The sequence below is a fragment of the Pseudomonas tumuqii genome (assembly GCF_013184545.1).
GTDB classification, from domain to species: Bacteria; Pseudomonadota; Gammaproteobacteria; order Pseudomonadales; family Pseudomonadaceae; genus Aquipseudomonas; species Aquipseudomonas tumuqii.
The window spans coordinates 1-16,643 of the sequence record NZ_JAAOJA010000030.1 but is presented as its reverse complement, the minus strand read 5'-3'; the positions used below and the strand labels follow the sequence as shown (position 1 = coordinate 16,643).

13 protein-coding genes and 1 pseudogene are annotated in these 16,643 nt (G+C 61.4%); 13 read left to right on the top strand and 1 reads right to left on the bottom strand.

The genetic code is table 11. The annotated features are described in order from the left end of the window. From prpB to prpD, 5 genes and pseudogenes are all read left to right on the top strand, one after another. Positions 1–246, top strand: a pseudogene (gene prpB, locus G9C89_RS24435) (methylisocitrate lyase); the annotation flags it as partial. Positions 247–318: 72 nt separating this feature from the next. Continuing rightward, positions 319–1,482 (top strand): bifunctional 2-methylcitrate synthase/citrate synthase, encoded by a 1,164-nt coding sequence (gene prpC, locus G9C89_RS24430; RefSeq protein ID WP_172153251.1) that lies wholly within the window; start codon positions 319–321, stop codon positions 1,480–1,482. Position 1,483: 1 nt separating this feature from the next. Further along, a complete protein-coding gene (gene acnD, locus G9C89_RS24425) occupies positions 1,484–4,087 on the top strand; it encodes a Fe/S-dependent 2-methylisocitrate dehydratase AcnD (RefSeq protein ID WP_172153250.1) in 2,604 nt (867 codons plus the stop codon). Between the two features lie 101 nt (positions 4,088–4,188). Further along, positions 4,189–5,388 carry a 2-methylaconitate cis-trans isomerase PrpF gene (gene prpF / locus G9C89_RS24420; RefSeq protein ID WP_172153248.1) on the top strand — a complete coding sequence of 400 codons (1,200 nt, stop codon included), beginning with the start codon at positions 4,189–4,191 and terminating at the stop codon, positions 5,386–5,388. 223 nt (positions 5,389–5,611) lie between these two features. Continuing rightward, positions 5,612–7,096, top strand: coding sequence for a 2-methylcitrate dehydratase (prpD, locus tag G9C89_RS24415; protein ID WP_172153246.1), 1,485 nt, complete (start codon positions 5,612–5,614; stop codon positions 7,094–7,096). 74 nt (positions 7,097–7,170) lie between these two features. Here the strand turns inward: prpD and ppsR are convergent, their stop codons facing one another. Beyond that, positions 7,171–7,989: a posphoenolpyruvate synthetase regulatory kinase/phosphorylase PpsR gene (gene ppsR / locus G9C89_RS24410; RefSeq protein ID WP_172153244.1), complete on the bottom strand. Its 819-nt coding sequence runs from the start codon at positions 7,987–7,989 to the stop codon at positions 7,171–7,173. A gap of 176 nt (positions 7,990–8,165) precedes the next feature. On the opposite strand from ppsR, the gene ppsA reads away from it, so the two are divergent. The 8 genes from ppsA to G9C89_RS24370 all read left to right on the top strand — a co-directional run bounded on the left by ppsA (position 8,166) and on the right by G9C89_RS24370 (position 16,418). After that, positions 8,166–10,538: a phosphoenolpyruvate synthase gene (gene ppsA / locus G9C89_RS24405; protein ID WP_172153242.1), complete on the top strand. Its 2,373-nt coding sequence runs from the start codon at positions 8,166–8,168 to the stop codon at positions 10,536–10,538. Between the two features lie 205 nt (positions 10,539–10,743). Continuing rightward, entirely contained in the window at positions 10,744–11,733 is a 990-nt protein-coding gene (locus tag G9C89_RS24400; protein WP_172153240.1) for an alpha/beta fold hydrolase, read from the top strand. Positions 11,734–11,994: 261 nt separating this feature from the next. Next, positions 11,995–12,483 (top strand): ribonuclease E activity regulator RraA, encoded by a 489-nt coding sequence (rraA, locus tag G9C89_RS24395; protein ID WP_172153238.1) that lies wholly within the window; start codon positions 11,995–11,997, stop codon positions 12,481–12,483. Between the two features lie 18 nt (positions 12,484–12,501). After that, positions 12,502–13,497 (top strand): zinc transporter ZntB, encoded by a 996-nt coding sequence (locus G9C89_RS24390; protein WP_172153236.1) that lies wholly within the window; start codon positions 12,502–12,504, stop codon positions 13,495–13,497. Between the two features lie 54 nt (positions 13,498–13,551). Then, positions 13,552–13,815 carry a CrfX protein gene (locus G9C89_RS24385; RefSeq protein ID WP_172153234.1) on the top strand — a complete coding sequence of 88 codons (264 nt, stop codon included), beginning with the start codon at positions 13,552–13,554 and terminating at the stop codon, positions 13,813–13,815. Position 13,816: 1 nt separating this feature from the next. Then, positions 13,817–14,641 carry a mechanosensitive ion channel family protein gene (locus tag G9C89_RS24380; RefSeq protein WP_172153232.1) on the top strand — a complete coding sequence of 275 codons (825 nt, stop codon included), beginning with the start codon at positions 13,817–13,819 and terminating at the stop codon, positions 14,639–14,641. Positions 14,642–14,731: 90 nt separating this feature from the next. Next, on the top strand, positions 14,732–15,322 hold the full coding sequence (gene sigX, locus G9C89_RS24375; protein ID WP_172153230.1) for an RNA polymerase sigma factor SigX: 591 nt from the start codon (positions 14,732–14,734) through the stop codon (positions 15,320–15,322). A 103-nt stretch (positions 15,323–15,425) separates the two neighbouring features. Beyond that, the gene (locus G9C89_RS24370; RefSeq protein ID WP_172153228.1) at positions 15,426–16,418 is read left to right on the top strand and encodes an OmpA family protein; all 993 of its coding nucleotides are present in this window, start codon (positions 15,426–15,428) and stop codon (positions 16,416–16,418) included. Positions 16,419–16,643 lie beyond the last annotated feature (225 nt).

Here is a 16,643-nt window from a genome sequence, read left to right as displayed (position 1 = left end):
TTTGGCGCCACGCCGCTGTACACCACCGAGGAGCTGGCCAGTGTCGACGTGTCCCTGGTGCTCTATCCGCTGTCGGCCTTCCGCGCCATGAACAAGGCGGCCGAGAACGTCTACACCGCGCTGCGCTGTGACGGCACCCAGAAGAACGTGATCGACACCATGCAGACCCGCATGGAGCTCTACGATCGCATCAACTACCACGCCTTCGAACAACATCTCGACGCGCTGTTTGCCGCCAAGAAATAACCGGAGCGCGGGCCGCAGCGGCCTGCGCATAACAAGAACTACCCGACCGGATCGGATGAGGAGAGACAAGCGATGAGCTCAACCCCAGAAACCAGCAACCCCGGCTTCAAGCCGAAGAAATCTGTAGCCCTGAGCGGCACCACCGCCGGCAACACCGCGCTGTGCACCGTCGGTCGCAGCGGTAATGACCTGCACTACCGCGGCTATGACATTCTCGATGTCGCCACCACCTGCGAGTTCGAGGAAATCGCTCACCTGCTGGTGCACGGCAAGCTGCCCAACGCCGCCGAGCTGGCGGGTTACAAGGCCAAGCTCAAGTCCCTGCGTGGCGTGCCGGCGGCGCTGAAATCCGCCCTGGAGCAACTTCCGCCGTCCGCCCATCCGATGGATGTGATGCGTACCGGTGTGTCCGTGCTCGGCTGCCTGGCGCCGGAGAAGGACGATCATAATCACCCCGGTGCGCGCGACATCGCCGACAAGCTGATGGCCTCGCTGGGTTCCATGCTGCTGTACTGGTACCACTTCAGCCACAACGGCAAGCGCATCGAGGTGGAAACCGACGACGATTCCATCGGCGGTCACTTCCTCCATCTGCTGCATGGCGAGACGCCGCGCGAGTCCTGGGTGCGGGCCATGCACTGCTCGCTGATCCTCTACGCCGAGCATGAATTCAATGCCTCCACCTTTGCCTCGCGGGTGATCGCCGGCACCGGTTCGGACATGTTCTCCGCCATTGCCGGTGGTATCGGCGCGCTGCGTGGCCCCAAGCATGGTGGTGCCAACGAGGTCGCCTTCGAGATTCAGAAGCGCTACGACAATCCGGACGAAGCCGAGGCCGACATTCGCGCTCGTGTGGAGAAGAAGGAAGTGGTGATCGGTTTCGGCCACCCGGTCTATACCGTGAGCGATCCGCGCAACAAGGTGATCAAGGAAGTCGCCCGCGAACTCTCCACCGAGCAGGGCAACACCAAGATGTTCGACATCGCCGAGCGTCTGGAATCGACCATGTGGGAGATCAAGAAGATGTTCCCCAACCTCGATTGGTTCAGCGCGGTCAGCTATCACATGATGGGCGTGCCGACCGCCATGTTCACCCCGCTGTTCGTCATTGCCCGGACCTCGGGCTGGTCCAGCCATGTCATCGAGCAGCGGATCGACGGCAAGATCATTCGCCCGAGCGCCAACTACGTCGGCCCCGAAGACCTCAAGTTCGTGCCGCTCAAGGATCGCCAATAAGATGAACAGCCAATACCGCAAATCCCTGCCCGGCACCGCGCTGGATTACTTCGATACCCGTGCCGCGGTCGATGCGATCCAGCCGGGAGCCTACGACAAGCTGCCCTACAGCTCACGCGTGCTGGCGGAAAACCTGGTGCGGCGCTGCGACCCGGCCATGCTGACGGCCTCGTTGAGCCAGTTTATCGAGCGCAAGCGCGATCTGGATTTCCCCTGGTACCCGGCGCGCGTGGTCTGTCATGACATCCTCGGCCAGACTGCGCTGGTCGATCTGGCCGGCCTGCGTGACGCCATCGCCGACCAGGGTGGCGACCCGGCCCAGGTCAACCCGGTGGTACCGGTGCAGCTGATCGTCGACCACTCGCTGGCCGTCGAGTGCGGCGGTTTTGATCCGCAGGCGTTCGAGAAGAATCGCGCCATCGAGGATCGTCGCAACGAAGACCGCTTCCACTTCATCAACTGGACCAAGCAGGCGTTCAAGAACGTCGACGTGATCCCGCCGGGTAACGGCATCATGCACCAGATCAACCTGGAGAAGATGTCGCCGGTGATCCAGACCCGTGATGGTGTGGCCTTCCCGGATACCTGTGTCGGTACCGACAGCCACACCCCTCACGTCGATGCCTTGGGCGTGATCGCCATCGGCGTTGGCGGCCTGGAAGCCGAGAACGTCATGCTCGGCCGTGCTTCCTGGATGCGCCTGCCCGACATCATCGGTGTGGAGCTGTCCGGCCGGCCTGCGCCGGGCATTACTGCCACCGACGTGGTGCTGTCGCTGACCGAGTTCCTGCGCAAGGAAAAAGTCGTCGGTGCCTGGCTTGAGTTCTACGGTGAAGGCGCTGCCGCGCTGACCCTGGGCGACCGCGCGACTATTTCCAACATGGCGCCGGAATACGGCGCCACCGCGGCGATGTTCGCCATCGACCAGCAGACCATCGACTACCTCAAGCTCACCGGGCGTGACGACGCGCAGGTCAAGCTGGTCGAGCTGTATGCCAAGACTACCGGCCTGTGGGCTGACAGCCTGGTCAACGCCGAGTATGAGCGTGTGCTCAAGTTCGACCTGTCCAGCGTCGTGCGCACCCTGGCAGGGCCGAGCAATCCGCACCGTCGCCTGCCGGTCGCCGACCTGGCGGCGCGCGGCATCGCCGTCGATCTGGACAAGGCGCGTGCCGAAGAGGCGCAGGGCCTGATGCCGGATGGCGCCGTGATCATCGCGGCCATCACCAGCTGCACCAACACCAGCAACCCGCGCAACGTGATTGCCGCCGGCCTGCTGGCACGCAACGCCAACCAGCTCGGTCTGACCCGCAAGCCCTGGGTGAAGTCCTCGTTGGCGCCCGGCTCCAAGACCGTGTCCATGTATCTGGACGAGGCGGGTCTGACCCAGGATCTGGAGGCGCTCGGCTTCGGTGTGGTGGCCTTCGCCTGCACCACCTGCAACGGCATGTCCGGCGCGCTGGACCCGAAGATTCAGCAGGAAATCATCGAGCGCGATCTGTACGCCACCGCCGTGTTGTCGGGCAACCGCAACTTCGACGGGCGTATCCACCCCTATGCCAAGCAGGCCTTCCTGGCCTCGCCGCCGCTGGTGGTGGCCTATGCCATTGCCGGCACCATGCGCTTCGATATCGAGAAGGATGTGCTGGCGGTGGTCGATGGCAGGGAAATCCGCCTGAAGGACATCTGGCCGAGCGACGAGGAAATCGATGCGGTGGTCAAGGCTGCGGTCAAACCGGAGCAGTTCCGCCAGGTCTACATTCCGATGTTCGCCATCGAGGAAGACTCCGGTCCGAAGGTCTCTCCGCTGTACGACTGGCGGCCGACGTCCACCTACATCCGCCGTCCGCCATACTGGGAAGGCGCGCTGGCCGGCGAGCGTACGCTCAAGGGCATGCGTCCGCTGGCCGTGCTGCCGGACAACATCACCACCGACCACCTGTCGCCGTCCAACGCCATCATGCTGGACAGCGCCGCCGGCGAGTACTTGCACAAGATGGGCCTGCCGGAAGAGGACTTCAATTCCTACGCGACTCATAGGGGGGACCACTTGACTGCGCAACGCGCCACCTTCGCCAACCCACAGCTGGTCAACGAGATGGCCGTGGTCGATGGTCAGGTGCAGAAGGGGTCGCTGACCCGCATCGAGCCGGAAGGCCAGGTGACCCGCATGTGGGAAGCCATCGAGACCTACATGGAGCGCAAGCAACCGCTGATCATCGTTGCCGGTGCCGACTACGGCCAGGGTTCCTCGCGGGACTGGGCGGCCAAGGGCGTGCGTCTGGCCGGCGTGGAAGCCATCGCCGCCGAAGGCTTCGAGCGCATCCACCGCACCAACCTGCTCGGCATGGGCGTGCTGCCACTGGAGTTCAAGCCGGGCACCACCCGCCTGACCCTGGGCATCGATGGCAGCGAAACCTACGACGTGGTTGGCGAGCTGAAGCCGCGTGCCGATCTGACCCTGGTCATCCAGCGCAGGAATGGCGAGCGTGTCGAAGTGCCGATGACCTGCCGCCTGGACAGCGACGAGGAAGTCTCGGTCTACCAGGCCGGCGGCGTGCTGCAGCGCTTCGCCCAGGACTTCCTGGAGTCGACCACGGCCTGATAAGGCCTGGTTTTCCCTGGTCCTGCTCATCGATCCGGTGCGGTCTCCGCCCCGGGTCGATGAGCAACGGGCTACTTTCATCACTCAGCCAGGACAAAATCATGGCTCATCAGCCCCAGATCAAGATTCCCGCCACCTATATCCGTGGCGGCACCAGCAAGGGCGTGTTTTTCCGCCTGCAGGACCTGCCCGAGCGCTGCCAGGTGGCGGGCGAGGCGCGCGACAAGCTGTTCATGCGTGTGATCGGCAGCCCGGACCCCTATGCCGCGCACATCGACGGCATGGGCAGCGCCACCTCCAGTACCAGCAAGTGCGTGATCCTGGCCAAGAGCAGCGTGCCCGAGCATGACGTGGACTACCTCTACGGCCAGGTCTCGATCGACTCGGCCTTCGTCGATTGGTCCGGCAACTGCGGCAACCTGTCTACCGCCGCTGGCGCGTTTGCGATCCACGCCGGACTGATCGATCCGTCGCGCGTCCCGCAGAACGGCACCTGCGTGGTGCGCATCTGGCAGGCCAACATCAAGAAAACCATCATCGCCCATGTCCCGGTGACCGACGGCCAGGTACAGGAAACCGGTGATTTCGAGCTGGATGGCGTGACCTTTCCTGCGGCCGAGATCGTGCTGGAATTCATCGATCCCTCCGATGACGCGGGCGAGGGCGGCTCGATGTTCCCCACCGGCAACCTGGTCGACGATCTCGAGGTGCCCGCTGATGTTGTAAAGGGCGGTACGCTCAAGGCGACCATGATCAACGCCGGTATCCCGACCGTGTTCGTCAATGCCGAGGACATCGGCTACACCGGCAGCGAACTGCGCGAGGCGATCAACACGGATGCCAAGGCACTGGAGATGTTCGAGCAGATCCGCATCGCCGGGGCCCTGCGCATGGGGCTGATCAAGACGCCGGAAGAGGCGGCCAAGCGTCAGCACACGCCGAAGATCGCCTTCGTCGCGGGACCCAAGGGCTACGTCGCCTCCAGCGGCAAGACGATCACCGCCGGCGAGGTCGACCTGCTGGTGCGGGCGTTGTCCATGGGCAAGCTGCATCACGCCATGATGGGCACGGCAGCCGTGGCCATCGGCACCGCCGCGGCGATTCCGGGCACCCTGGTGAATCTGGCGGCTGGCGGCGGTGTGCGCAGCGCGGTGCGCTTCGGTCACCCCTCGGGCACCCTGCGGGTTGGCGCAGAAGCCAGCCAGGTCAACGGCGAATGGACGGTGGTCAAGGCGATCATGAGCCGCAGCGCCCGCATACTGATGGAAGGCTGGGTGCGCGTACCCGGCGATGCGTTCTGAGGTGTGCCGTACCTCCAGATGAAAAAACCGGGAGCCAGGCCCTGGCTCTTTCATTCCTGTCGCAGGGCGGGTGCCCCCAGCGGCAGTCATCCTGTAGGAGCATGCATGGCATGCGATTCGCGGGCATGGAACTAGGCGTCCCCCCTACACCTACACTGGATACGAGGCCACGAAAGGATGCCGTGGCCAACCCCATCAACCTGCTGTCCAGGGAGATCGAAGCATGAGCGCCAATGCCGACCTGAACGTCCGCCCCGACTATGACCAGGTGATCCAGGACGTCGCCGACTATGTCTTGACCTACCGGGTCGAGTCCGCCGAGGCCCTGAATACTGCGCGCAACTGCCTGATGGACACCCTTGGTTGCGGTTTGCTGGCGCTGCGCTTTCCCGAGTGCACCAAGCACCTCGGCCCGCTCGTCGAGGGCACTTTGGTACCGCACGGTGCGCGCGTGCCGGGCACCAGTTTCCGCCTGGATCCGGTCAAGGCGGCCTGGGACATCGGCTGCATCGTGCGCTGGCTGGACTACAACGACACCTGGCTGGCGGCCGAGTGGGGCCATCCGTCGGACAACCTCGGCGGCATTCTCGCCGTAGCCGACCACCTGTCGCAGCAGCGCGTGTCTCAGGGCGAAGCGCCGCTGAGCATGCGCGCGGTTCTGGACGCGATGATCATGGCTCACGAGATCCAGGGTGTGTTCGCCCTGGAAAACTCCTTCAACCGGGTCGGTCTGGATCACGTGTTGCTGGTCAAGCTGGCTTCGGCTGCGGTCTGCGCCAAGCTGATGGGGGCCAACCGCGAGCAACTGCTGTCGGCCATCTCCCAGGTCTTCGTCGATGGCCAGGCGCTGCGTACCTACCGCCATGCGCCGAACGCCGGCAGCCGCAAGTCCTGGGCGGCGGGCGATGCCAGCAGTCGCGGTGTGCGCCTGGCCGATATCGCCATGCGCGGCGAGATGGGCATCCCCGGCGCACTGAGCGCGCCGCAGTGGGGCTTCTACGACGTGCTGTTCAGTCACAGCAACAACGACCTGGCGCTGAAGCCGGTCGAGGCGCGCCAATTCAGTTTTTCGCAGGGTTTCGCCAGCTATGTGATGGAAAACGTGCTGTTCAAGATCAGCTTCCCGGCCGAGTTCCATGCGCAGACCGCCTGCGAAGCGGCAGTGACCCTGCACCCACAGGTCAGGGATCGCCTGCAGCAGATCGACAGGATCGTCATCAGCACCCATGAGTCGGCGATCCGCATCATCTCCAAGGTCGGCAAGCTGGCCAACCCGGCCGATCGCGATCACTGCATCCAGTACATGACCGCCGTGCCGCTGGCCTTCGGCAGCCTGGTGGCCGAGCACTATGAAGACGGTTTTCATGCCGCCAACCCGATCATCGACGAGCTGCGCGAGAAGATGGAAATCGTCGAGGACGCGCGCTACACCCGCGAGTACCTGGAAGCCGACAGGCGTTCGATCGCCAACGCCGTGCAGGTATTTTTCAAGGATGGCACCGTCACCGAGAAGGTCGAGGTCGAGTATCCGCTCGGCCACCGGCGGCGGCGCGCCGAGGGGATCCCGCTACTGGAAGACAAGTTCAAGGCCAACCTAGCAACCCGTTTCAGCGCTCAGCGCAGCGCGCAGATTTTCGCCCTGTGCAAGGATCAGGCGGCGCTTGAAGCCACGCCGGTGCAGCGTTTTATGGATTTGTTCGTGATCTAGCAGGGTAAAGCGGTTTCAGGCTGGAAGATGGCTCGGGCCATGCTGGTGATAACCCCGCACCAGTATCCCCCTGCCTACTTCAGGCGGCGCTCAACGCCTTTTTCCACCAGGATTTTGGCGGAAATCTCTTCCACGGAAAAATAGGTGGAATTGATGAAGTTGATGTTTTCGCGACGGAACAGGTTCTCCACTTCGCGCACCTCGAACTCGCATTGGGCGAAACTGGCGTAGCGGCTGTTGGGCTTGCGTTCATGGCGAATGGCGGTCAGGCGATCGGGGTCGATAGTCAGGCCGAACAGCTTGTCCCTGTGCGTTTTCAGTACGGCAGGCAGCTGCAGACGCTCCATGTCATCTTCGGTCAATGGATAATTTGCGGCACGAATTCCGTATTGCATTGCCATATACAGGCAAGTGGGTGTTTTGCCGCAGCGGGAAACGCCGACCAGGATCAGGTCGGCCTTGTCGTAATAGTGCGTGCGGGCGCCGTCGTCGTTGTCCAGGGCGAAGTTCACTGCCTCGATCCGCTCCATGTAATTGGAGCTGTGCCCGATGGAGTGGGACTTGCCGACCGAGTAGGACGAATGCGAGCTTAATTCCTGCTCGAGAGGGGCAAGAAAGGTCGAGAAAATGTCAATCATGAAGCCTTCGGATTCGGCTAGAACCTCGCGGATTTCCTGGTTGACTATGGTGTCGAAGATGATGGGTCGCGCATCGTCTTTCTCGGCAGCACTGTTGATTTGTTGTACCATTGCGCGCGCTTTTTCCACGCTGTCGATGTACGGTCGCGTGAGTTTGGTGAAGTTGATGGTTTCGAACTGCGCCAATAAGCTCTGACCCAGGGTTTCGGCCGTGATGCCGGTGCCGTCGGAGATGAAAAATGCGCTTCGTTTCATTTGTACCCTGGGCCTTAAGCTGAGGACGATTCTTGGCTATCATGGGCCCGTTTTTGCAGGCCGGAAGTGGCTGCATTGTTACTTATTTTCCAGGGCCCGGCCACAATCGTGCGGACATGCGCCGCCGAATTTCCCAGCCCCTTGAGCTTTTCCAACACCTTAGTGGAGAGATCACCTTGGTAGAGTACGTAGTTTCCCTCGATAAGCTCGGCAATCACGATGTTGAGCACGTAGGGGGCAAGAACGCCTCCCTGGGCGAGATGATCAGCAACCTCGCCGGCGCCGGTGTATCGGTCCCTGGTGGTTTCGCCACTACCGCCCAGGCCTACCGCGACTTTCTCGAGCAGAGCGGCCTGAATGCGCAGATCCATGCGGCGCTGGATGCCCTCGACGTTGACGACGTCAACGCTCTGGCCAAGACCGGCGCGCAAATCCGCCAATGGGTAATGGATGCGCCTTTCCCGGAAAAGCTCGATGCGGAGATCCGCAAGGCATTTGCCAGCATGTCCGGCGGCAATGAGCATATGGCCGTTGCCGTGCGCTCTTCGGCCACCGCGGAAGACCTGCCGGATGCCTCCTTCGCCGGCCAGCAAGAAACCTTCCTGAACATTCGCGGCGTGGACAACGTGATCCGTGCGGCCAAGGAAGTGTTCGCCTCGCTGTTCAACGACCGCGCCATCTCCTACCGCGTGCACCAGGGCTTCGACCACAAGCTGGTGGCCCTGTCTGCCGGCGTGCAGCGCATGGTGCGTTCGGAAACCGGCACCGCCGGGGTCATGTTCACCCTCGACACCGAGTCGGGCTTTCGCGATGTGGTGTTCATCACCGGCGCCTACGGCCTCGGCGAAACCGTGGTGCAGGGGGCGGTCAACCCCGACGAATTCTATGTGCACAAGCAGACCCTCGAGGCCGGGCGTCCGGCGATCCTGCGCCGCAACCTGGGCAGCAAGGCGATCAAGATGGTCTACGGCGACGAAGGCAAGGCCGGTAAGTCGGTCAAGGTGGTCGATGTCGACCGCGCCGAGCGCGCGCGTTTCTGCCTGACCGACGCCGAGGTCAGCGAACTGGCCAAGCAAGCCATGATCATCGAGAAGCACTACGAGCGACCGATGGACATCGAATGGGCCAAAGACGGCGATGACGGCAAGCTGTATATCGTCCAGGCCCGCCCGGAGACGGTGAAGAGCCGCACCAATATCAATGTGATGGAGCGTTACCTGCTCAAGGAAACCGGCACCGTGCTGGTCGAGGGCCGCGCCATTGGCCAGAAAATCGGCGCCGGCAAGGTGCGGGTGATCAACGACATCTCCGAAATGGACAAGGTGCAGGCCGGCGACGTACTGGTTTCCGACATGACCGACCCGGACTGGGAACCGGTCATGAAGCGCGCTAGCGCCATCGTCACCAACCGTGGCGGGCGCACCTGCCACGCGGCGATCATTGCGCGCGAGCTGGGAATCCCGGCAGTTGTCGGTTGCGGCAATGCCACCCATGTGTTGAAAGACGGCCAGGGCGTCACCGTATCCTGCGCCGAGGGCGACACCGGTTTCATCTTCGAGGGCGAGCTGGGTTTCGACATCCGCAAGAACTCGGTCGACGCCATGCCCGATCTGCCGTTCAAGATCATGATGAACGTCGGTAACCCCGATCGCGCCTTCGACTTCGCCCAGCTGCCGAACGCCGGTGTGGGCCTGGCGCGCCTGGAATTCATCATCAACCGCATGATTGGCGTGCACCCCAAGGCGCTGCTGAATTTCGCCGGCTTGCCGCCGGAAATCAAAGACAGCGTGGAGAAGCGCATCGCCGGTTACGACGATCCGGTCGGCTTCTACGTCGAGAAGTTGGTCGAAGGCATCAGCACCCTGGCTGCGGCCTTCTGGCCGAAGAAGGTCATCGTGCGCCTGTCCGACTTCAAGTCCAACGAATACGCCAACCTGATCGGCGGCAAGCTCTACGAGCCGGAAGAAGAAAACCCGATGCTCGGCTTCCGTGGCGCCTCGCGCTACATCAGCGAATCCTTCCGCGATTGCTTCGAGCTGGAATGCCGGGCGATGAAGAAGGTGCGCAATGAGATGGGCCTGACCAACGTCGAGATCATGGTGCCTTTCGTGCGCACCCTCGGCGAAGCCAGTCAGGTGATCGACCTGCTGGCCAGCAATGGCCTCAAGCGCGGCGAGAACGGGCTGCGCATCATCATGATGTGCGAGCTGCCGTCCAACGCGATTCTGGCCGAAGAGTTCCTCGAGTTCTTCGACGGCTTCTCGATTGGTTCCAACGACCTGACCCAGCTGACCCTGGGCCTGGATCGCGACTCCGGCATCGTCGCGCACCTGTTCGATGAGCGTAATCCGGCGGTCAAGAAGCTGCTGAGCAACGCCATCCAGGCCTGTAACAAGGCGGGCAAGTACATCGGCATCTGCGGTCAGGGCCCTTCGGATCATCCGGATCTGGCGCGCTGGCTGATGGAGCAGGGCATCGAAAGCGTGTCGCTGAATCCGGATTCGGTATTGGATACCTGGTTCTTCCTGGCGGAAGGTCAGCCAGCCTGATTTACCGTTAACCTTTAATTCAAGGGCAGGTTAATCCTGCCCTTTTTTGTGTTCAGCACATCCATGTGCTTCACCCCTCCGGGGCTTGCGCGCAAAAACGCTCCTGGCGTTTTTGTGGTCTGCCATCCCGGGCGGCCACCCTTCGGGCCGTCGCTAGCGACGTGAAAATCTGCTCCCGGCAATTTGTTGTACCAGAGCGAAGAAGATGCAAAGCAGCAGTGAGCTTTTCCCCGTCGCCTTGATCAGCGCGGAATTTCGTTTTGACTTGAGCGAGGATGTCTATCGCCTCAAGCCCGGCAACAGCCCTGACGCCAGCGTCGAGTTGGCCCTGACCCGCTTGGGGTTGGCGGGGGATCGAGGTACGCGCGGCGTGCCGGTGATCTTGTTGCACGGCAGTTTTTCCAATCGACGCTTCTGGTACTCGCCCAAGGGGCTCGGTCTCGGTCCTTACCTGGCGCGTGCCGGCTTCGATGTGTGGATCGCCGAAATGCGCGGGCATGGGCTGTCGCTGCGCAACAAGGGGTACCGGCACAACCGCGTCAGCGACTATGTGCGCTACGACTTGCCGGCGATTGCCGACTTCGTTCATGAACAGAATCCGCAAGCGGCCCATTGGATCGGCCATTCGCTGGGTGGTATCACCCTTGCCGGAGCGCTGGGCGGGCACTACCTCGACCAGGATCGAGTCGCGTCGGCGGCGTTGTTCGGCAGCCAGATCAGTCGCACCTACTGGCCGCTGAAGGTGCCGCCCGTGGAGTGGGGCGGACGCGTGCTGCTCAAGCGTTTTTCCGTATTGTCCGGCAGCCGGCTCAAGCGCGGGCCGGAAGATGAGCCGATCGGCCTGGCATTGGAGAGCTTGCGCTGGCATGGTCTGTTTGGTCGCTTTGGCGATACCGAGCGCGATTGGTGGGCGGGTCTGGCCGAGGTGCGGGTTCCGCTATTGTCGGTAGCGGCAGCGGGTGACCGGCAGGATCCGCCGTGGGCCTGCCGCAAGTTGCTCGAGCAGTTCGGTTCACCGCTCAGCGAGTTTCTCTGTCTGGGCAAGGAAAGCGGTTTCGCCAGCGATTTCGGTCATGTCGAGATGCTGGTTAGCAAAGAGGCGCAACTCGAGGTATGGCCGCTGGTGGCGCGTTGGCTGGGCAAGACCCAGGATAGTGTCGGCGAGTTGAAAAGGGCCGCGCTTGAGCGGGGCTAGGGCGTTCCTCCTGAGCAGTGATACCGCTAATATGCTGCCAGGTGGTTGTTCGGTGGTGTTCCGTGCCTGGCACAGTTGCGCGGCTCGTTGCGCAGGAGAACCTGCTGTCCACACCAGGGCACCCTTGCCCAGGGCCACTGTCATAAATCAGGTGCTGCGTTGCGCGGGCCTGGTACCACTGCCTGAGACGTATGCGCTGAGCGTGCCGGCATCGATCTGTGAAAACTGATTTTCAATGTCCAGTCAACCAGGAGCTTTCCCATGCATTACATCACCCCAGATTTGTGTGACGCCTACCCGGAGTTGGTGCAGGTCGTCGAGCCGATGTTCAGCAATTTCGGCGGTCGCGATTCCTTCGGTGGCGAGATCGTCACCATCAAGTGCTTCGAAGACAACTCGCTGGTCAAGGAGCAGGTCGAGCAGCCAGGCAAGGGCAAGGTGATGGTGGTCGACGGCGGTGCCTCCATGCGCCGCGCGCTGCTTGGCGACATGCTCGCGGAAAAAGCCGCGAAGAATGGCTGGGAAGGCCTGGTGATCTATGGTTGCGTGCGCGATGTGGATGTCCTGGCGCAGACCGACCTCGGTATACAGGCGTTGGCCAGCCATCCGATGAAGACCGACAAGCGCGGTATCGGCGACCTCAATGTGGCGGTGACCTTCGGTGGTGTGACTTTCCGCCCGGGCGAGTACCTGTATGCCGACAACAACGGCATCATCATTTCGCCCGCTGCCCTGAAAATGCCGGAATAAGTAATGCCAGGAGTCGGCATGCACGAGCAAGACAACACGCAATGGGGCCTGGTGCATGCTTTTGTCCTGGATGGCGCGGGCGGTGCCCGCGCCATCGCCCAAGGGCAGTTGGCCGACTTCGAACTGGCCGAGCAGGAAAGTCTGTGGCTGCACTGGGATCGCAGTCACCCGCAGACCCAGCGTTGGCTGCGCCGCGAAAGCGGCTTGAGCGAATTCGCCTGCGATTTGCTGCTGGAGGAAAATACCCGGCCGCGCCTGCTGACTCTGCCGGATGAGGCGCTGCTGCTGTTTCTCCGCGGAATCAATCTAAACCCCGGCGCGGAGCCGGAGGACATGGTGTCAGTGCGCATCTTCGCCGCTGCGCGGCGGGTTATTTCCTTGCGCCTGCGCCCATTGCGCGCGACCGAGAACCTGATCGCCGACCTCGCCGCCGGTCGTGGGCCGAAAACTTCGTCGGAGCTGATCCTGATCCTCGCGGACTACCTGACCGACAAGGTCGATGCCCTGGTAGCCGAGTTGTCCGAGCGGGTCGACGAGCAGGAAGAGCTGGTCGATGCCGATGAGCACGCAGTGCCGGATCACGCACAGCTGCTGCAAGTGCGGCGGCGCGCTGCCGGTCTGCGCCGCTTTCTCGCGCCACAGAGTGAAATTTACGCGCAGCTGACGCGCAAGCAGCAGCCCTGGTTCCTCGCCGATGACCCAGGCTATTGGAACGAACTGCATAACCGCCTGACCCGCTACCTGGAAGAGCTGGAGCTCAGTCGCGAGCGGGTCAGCCTGCTGCTGGAGGCGGAAAACCGGCGCATGGATCAGCGGATGAACCGCATCATGTACCGCTTCGCCATCATTACCGGGGTGTTTCTGCCGATGAGCTTCCTCACGGGGCTGCTCGGTATCAATGTCGGCGGCATACCAGGCGCCGAGAATGCCTATGGTTTCCTTATCGCCTGCGTGATCATGCTGGTGGTCGCCCTTGCTCAGTGGTGGTTGCTACGCCGTTTGCGCTGGGCCTGATGTGACTTGCCCCGAGTTGGTCTCGTCTAGCCGAGACGTCCTGTGAGGTGCGTCATGCACGATCCATTTGAAGAATCCCTGCGCGATATGCTCAAGTCCGGCGCGTCCAATCACGACGACGACGCTTGTCTGCACCGCGTATTGAAGACTGCCAACCGCCAAGTCGGCGCGGGTGACCTGTTCGCGCTCATGGGCCATTGGCTCGGTGCATTGATGATCGCCCTGAACAGCGGCTCGCCCCATGTTGCACCGGTCTCCCGTCGCAACGCCTGCGCAGGATCCACTAACTCCTCTCGTTCTACTGATAAGGCTGACTGAAATGGAACTCGATCCCTGGACTCAAAGCCTGATAGCCGCGATGACTGCGCTCTGGACCAAGGTGGCCGGCTTCATTCCGAACCTGTTCGTGGCATTGATCCTGGTGCTGCTCGGCTTCGTCGTGGCCAAGCTGCTCGACACCTTGCTGTCCAAATTGCTCGGCAAGATCGGCCTGGATCGCTTGATGGCGGGCACCGGGCTGACCAAGCTGCTCGGCCGTGGCGGTATCCAGGTGCCGGTTTCGACCTTGATCGGCAAGATCGTCTATTGGTTCGTGCTGTTGATTTTTCTGGTGTCGGCGGCTGAGTCGCTTGGCCTGGAGCGGGTTTCCGCAACCCTTGACGTGCTCGCGCTGTATCTGCCCAAGGTCTTCGGTGCCGCTTTGGTCCTGCTGGCCGGCGTGCTGCTGGCACAGTTGGTCAGCGGGCTGGTGCGCGGCGCAGCCGAAGGTGTCGGCCTGGATTATGCCCATGGCCTGGGGCGTATTGCGCAAGGTCTGGTGATCATCATCAGCATCTCGGTGGCTATCGGTCAGCTGGAGGTCAAGACCGACCTGCTGAACAATGTCATCGCCATCGTACTTATTTCGGTAGGCCTGGCTGCAGCGCTGGCTCTCGGATTGGGTAGCCGGGAAATCGCCGGGCAAATTCTGGCCGGGATTTATGTGCGCGAGTTGTACCAGGTTGGGCAGCAAGTCCAGATCGGTGAGGTCGAAGGGCAGATCGAGGAGATAGGCACGGTCAAGACTACTCTGTTAACCGATGCTGGCGAGTTGGTCTCGGTGGCTAATCGCACCCTGCTCGAGCAGCGGGTGAGCAGTCGCTAACGCATCATTCCTGCTAATGTATGCCGCCAACCCAGCGCCTGATGCATTAGGCGTTGGCAGCCTCCGTCCCGACTGTCGGCCTGACTCGTTTTGAATAAAGCCCAACCGATGTCCTTGCGCTATGACCCCCGCGAACTCTCGGATGAGGAACTCGTTGCGCGCGCGCATGGCGAGCTTTTTCACGTTACGCGCGCTTATGAAGAGCTGATGCGTCGTTACCAGCGCACCTTGTTCAACGTCTGCGCACGTTACTTGGGGAGCGAGCGCGACGCCGACGATGTTTGTCAAGAGGTCATGCTCAAGGTTCTTTATGGTTTGAAGAACTTCGAAGGCAAGTCGAAGTTTAAAACCTGGCTGTACAGCATTACCTATAACGAATGTATCACCCAGTACCGTAAAGAACGGCGCAAGCGTCGCCTGATGGATGCGTTAAGCTTGGATCCATTGGAAGAGGCGTCTGAAGAAAAGATGCCTAAAGTTGAAGACCGTGGTGGTCTGGACCGTTGGCTGGTGCATGTCAATCCAATCGACCGAGAAATTCTGGTGCTACGTTTTGTCGCAGAGCTGGAGTTTCAAGAGATTGCCGACATCATGCACATGGGCCTGAGTGCCACTAAAATGCGCTATAAGCGCGCGCTCGACCGCTTGCGCGAAAAATTTTCGGGCAGCCTTGAAACTTAAATATATACAAGGGCTCTAACACTCCGAGTAATTCTGTTAGAATTGCTCTTTGGTTGTCTTGTTTGTCAGACAACTTACTGGCCACCAAGATGGGGATTTACGGATGAAATTTAAAAACACTTTAGGCGTTGTCATTAGCTCTGTGCTGGCGTCTTCTTCTTTTAGCGTTCTGGCTCAAGGCCAAGGCGCTGTTGAAGCGGAAGTTTTCGGCAAGCGCGCCTTTATGGAAAGCAATCGCGAAGTTACCGACGGCAACCTGTTCGGTGGCAGCATCGGTTACTTCCTGACCGATGACGTTTCCTTGAACCTGTCGCATGGCGTGTACCGCAGCATTCGCTCCCAGGACACCCTGCCGGGTTCCACCCATGGTCGCGAGCAAATTGACGGTCACCTGAGCACCGTCGAAGCGCTGTACCACTTCGGTACTCCTGCTGCGCAAAGCCTGCGTCCATACGTTTCCGCTGGTTTCGGCCATCAGGATCTGGACAACACCTTCACCCGTGGCGATGACAAGACTACCTTCGCAATGGTCGGCGCCGGTGCCAAGTACTACTTCACCGAAATGTTCTTCGCCAAAGCCGGTGTCGATGTCCTGCATAGCCTGGACACCGAGAACACCGAGTGGCAGGCAGGCGTTGGTGTCGGCTTGAACTTCGGTGGCGGCAGCGAGCCGGTTGCCCAGGTTGAAGAAGCCGCTCCAGAGCCAATGCCTGAGCCGGCTCCGGTTGCTGAAGAGCCAGCCCAGGTTGTGCGCGTTGAGCTGGACGTGAAGTTCGACTTCGACAAGGCCCAAGTCAAAGAAGAAAGCTATGGCGATATCAAGAACCTGGCTGATTTCATGAAGCAGTACCCGCAGACCAGCACCACTGTTGAAGGTCACACTGACTCCGTCGGTACTGATACCTACAACCAGCAGCTGTCCGAAAAGCGTGCGAGCGCTGTGCGTGAAGTTCTGGTCAACCAGTACGGTGTTGAAGGTGAGCGTGTAAACGCCGCTGGTTATGGCGAAACTCAGCCGGTTGCCGACAACGCAACCGAGTCGGGCCGTGCCATCAACCGTCGTGTTGAAGCTCAAGTAGAAGCTGAAGTCCAGTAACAGGTCTTAAGCTGCTAGGAAAAACCCGGCTTCGGCCGGGTTTTTCTTTGGTGCGCCAGGCATGGCGCGTTGCGCGTAAGCGCAACCAGTTTGGCTGTGGTGGCCGCGCTGGTGACTTGGAGGTGAAAGTCCTCTACATACCCGGCAAGGGGAAGTGTTAGCCAGAGGCAAGGGTGTCGCGGGTGACTGCGAATCTGAAGGAAGCCCGAGGCAAAATGCTGGCCT

What these genes read in the sequence shown, in the direction of transcription:
- prpC (WP_172153251.1), top strand. Translation starts at nt 319, where the DNA reads ATGAGCTCAACCCCAGAAACCAGCAACCCCGGCTTCAAGCCGAAGAAA.
- prpF (WP_172153248.1), top strand. Translation starts at nt 4,189, where the DNA reads ATGGCTCATCAGCCCCAGATCAAGATTCCCGCCACCTATATCCGTGGC.
- acnD (WP_172153250.1), top strand. Translation starts at nt 1,484, where the DNA reads ATGAACAGCCAATACCGCAAATCCCTGCCCGGCACCGCGCTGGATTAC.
- ppsR (WP_172153244.1), bottom strand. Translation starts at nt 7,989, where the DNA reads ATGAAACGAAGCGCATTTTTCATCTCCGACGGCACCGGCATCACGGCC.
- rraA (WP_172153238.1), top strand. Translation starts at nt 11,995, where the DNA reads ATGCATTACATCACCCCAGATTTGTGTGACGCCTACCCGGAGTTGGTG.
- G9C89_RS24400 (WP_172153240.1), top strand. Translation starts at nt 10,744, where the DNA reads ATGCAAAGCAGCAGTGAGCTTTTCCCCGTCGCCTTGATCAGCGCGGAA.
- G9C89_RS24385 (WP_172153234.1), top strand. Translation starts at nt 13,552, where the DNA reads ATGCACGATCCATTTGAAGAATCCCTGCGCGATATGCTCAAGTCCGGC.
- prpD (WP_172153246.1), top strand. Translation starts at nt 5,612, where the DNA reads ATGAGCGCCAATGCCGACCTGAACGTCCGCCCCGACTATGACCAGGTG.
- G9C89_RS24380 (WP_172153232.1), top strand. Translation starts at nt 13,817, where the DNA reads ATGGAACTCGATCCCTGGACTCAAAGCCTGATAGCCGCGATGACTGCG.
- G9C89_RS24370 (WP_172153228.1), top strand. Translation starts at nt 15,426, where the DNA reads ATGAAATTTAAAAACACTTTAGGCGTTGTCATTAGCTCTGTGCTGGCG.
- G9C89_RS24390 (WP_172153236.1), top strand. Translation starts at nt 12,502, where the DNA reads ATGCACGAGCAAGACAACACGCAATGGGGCCTGGTGCATGCTTTTGTC.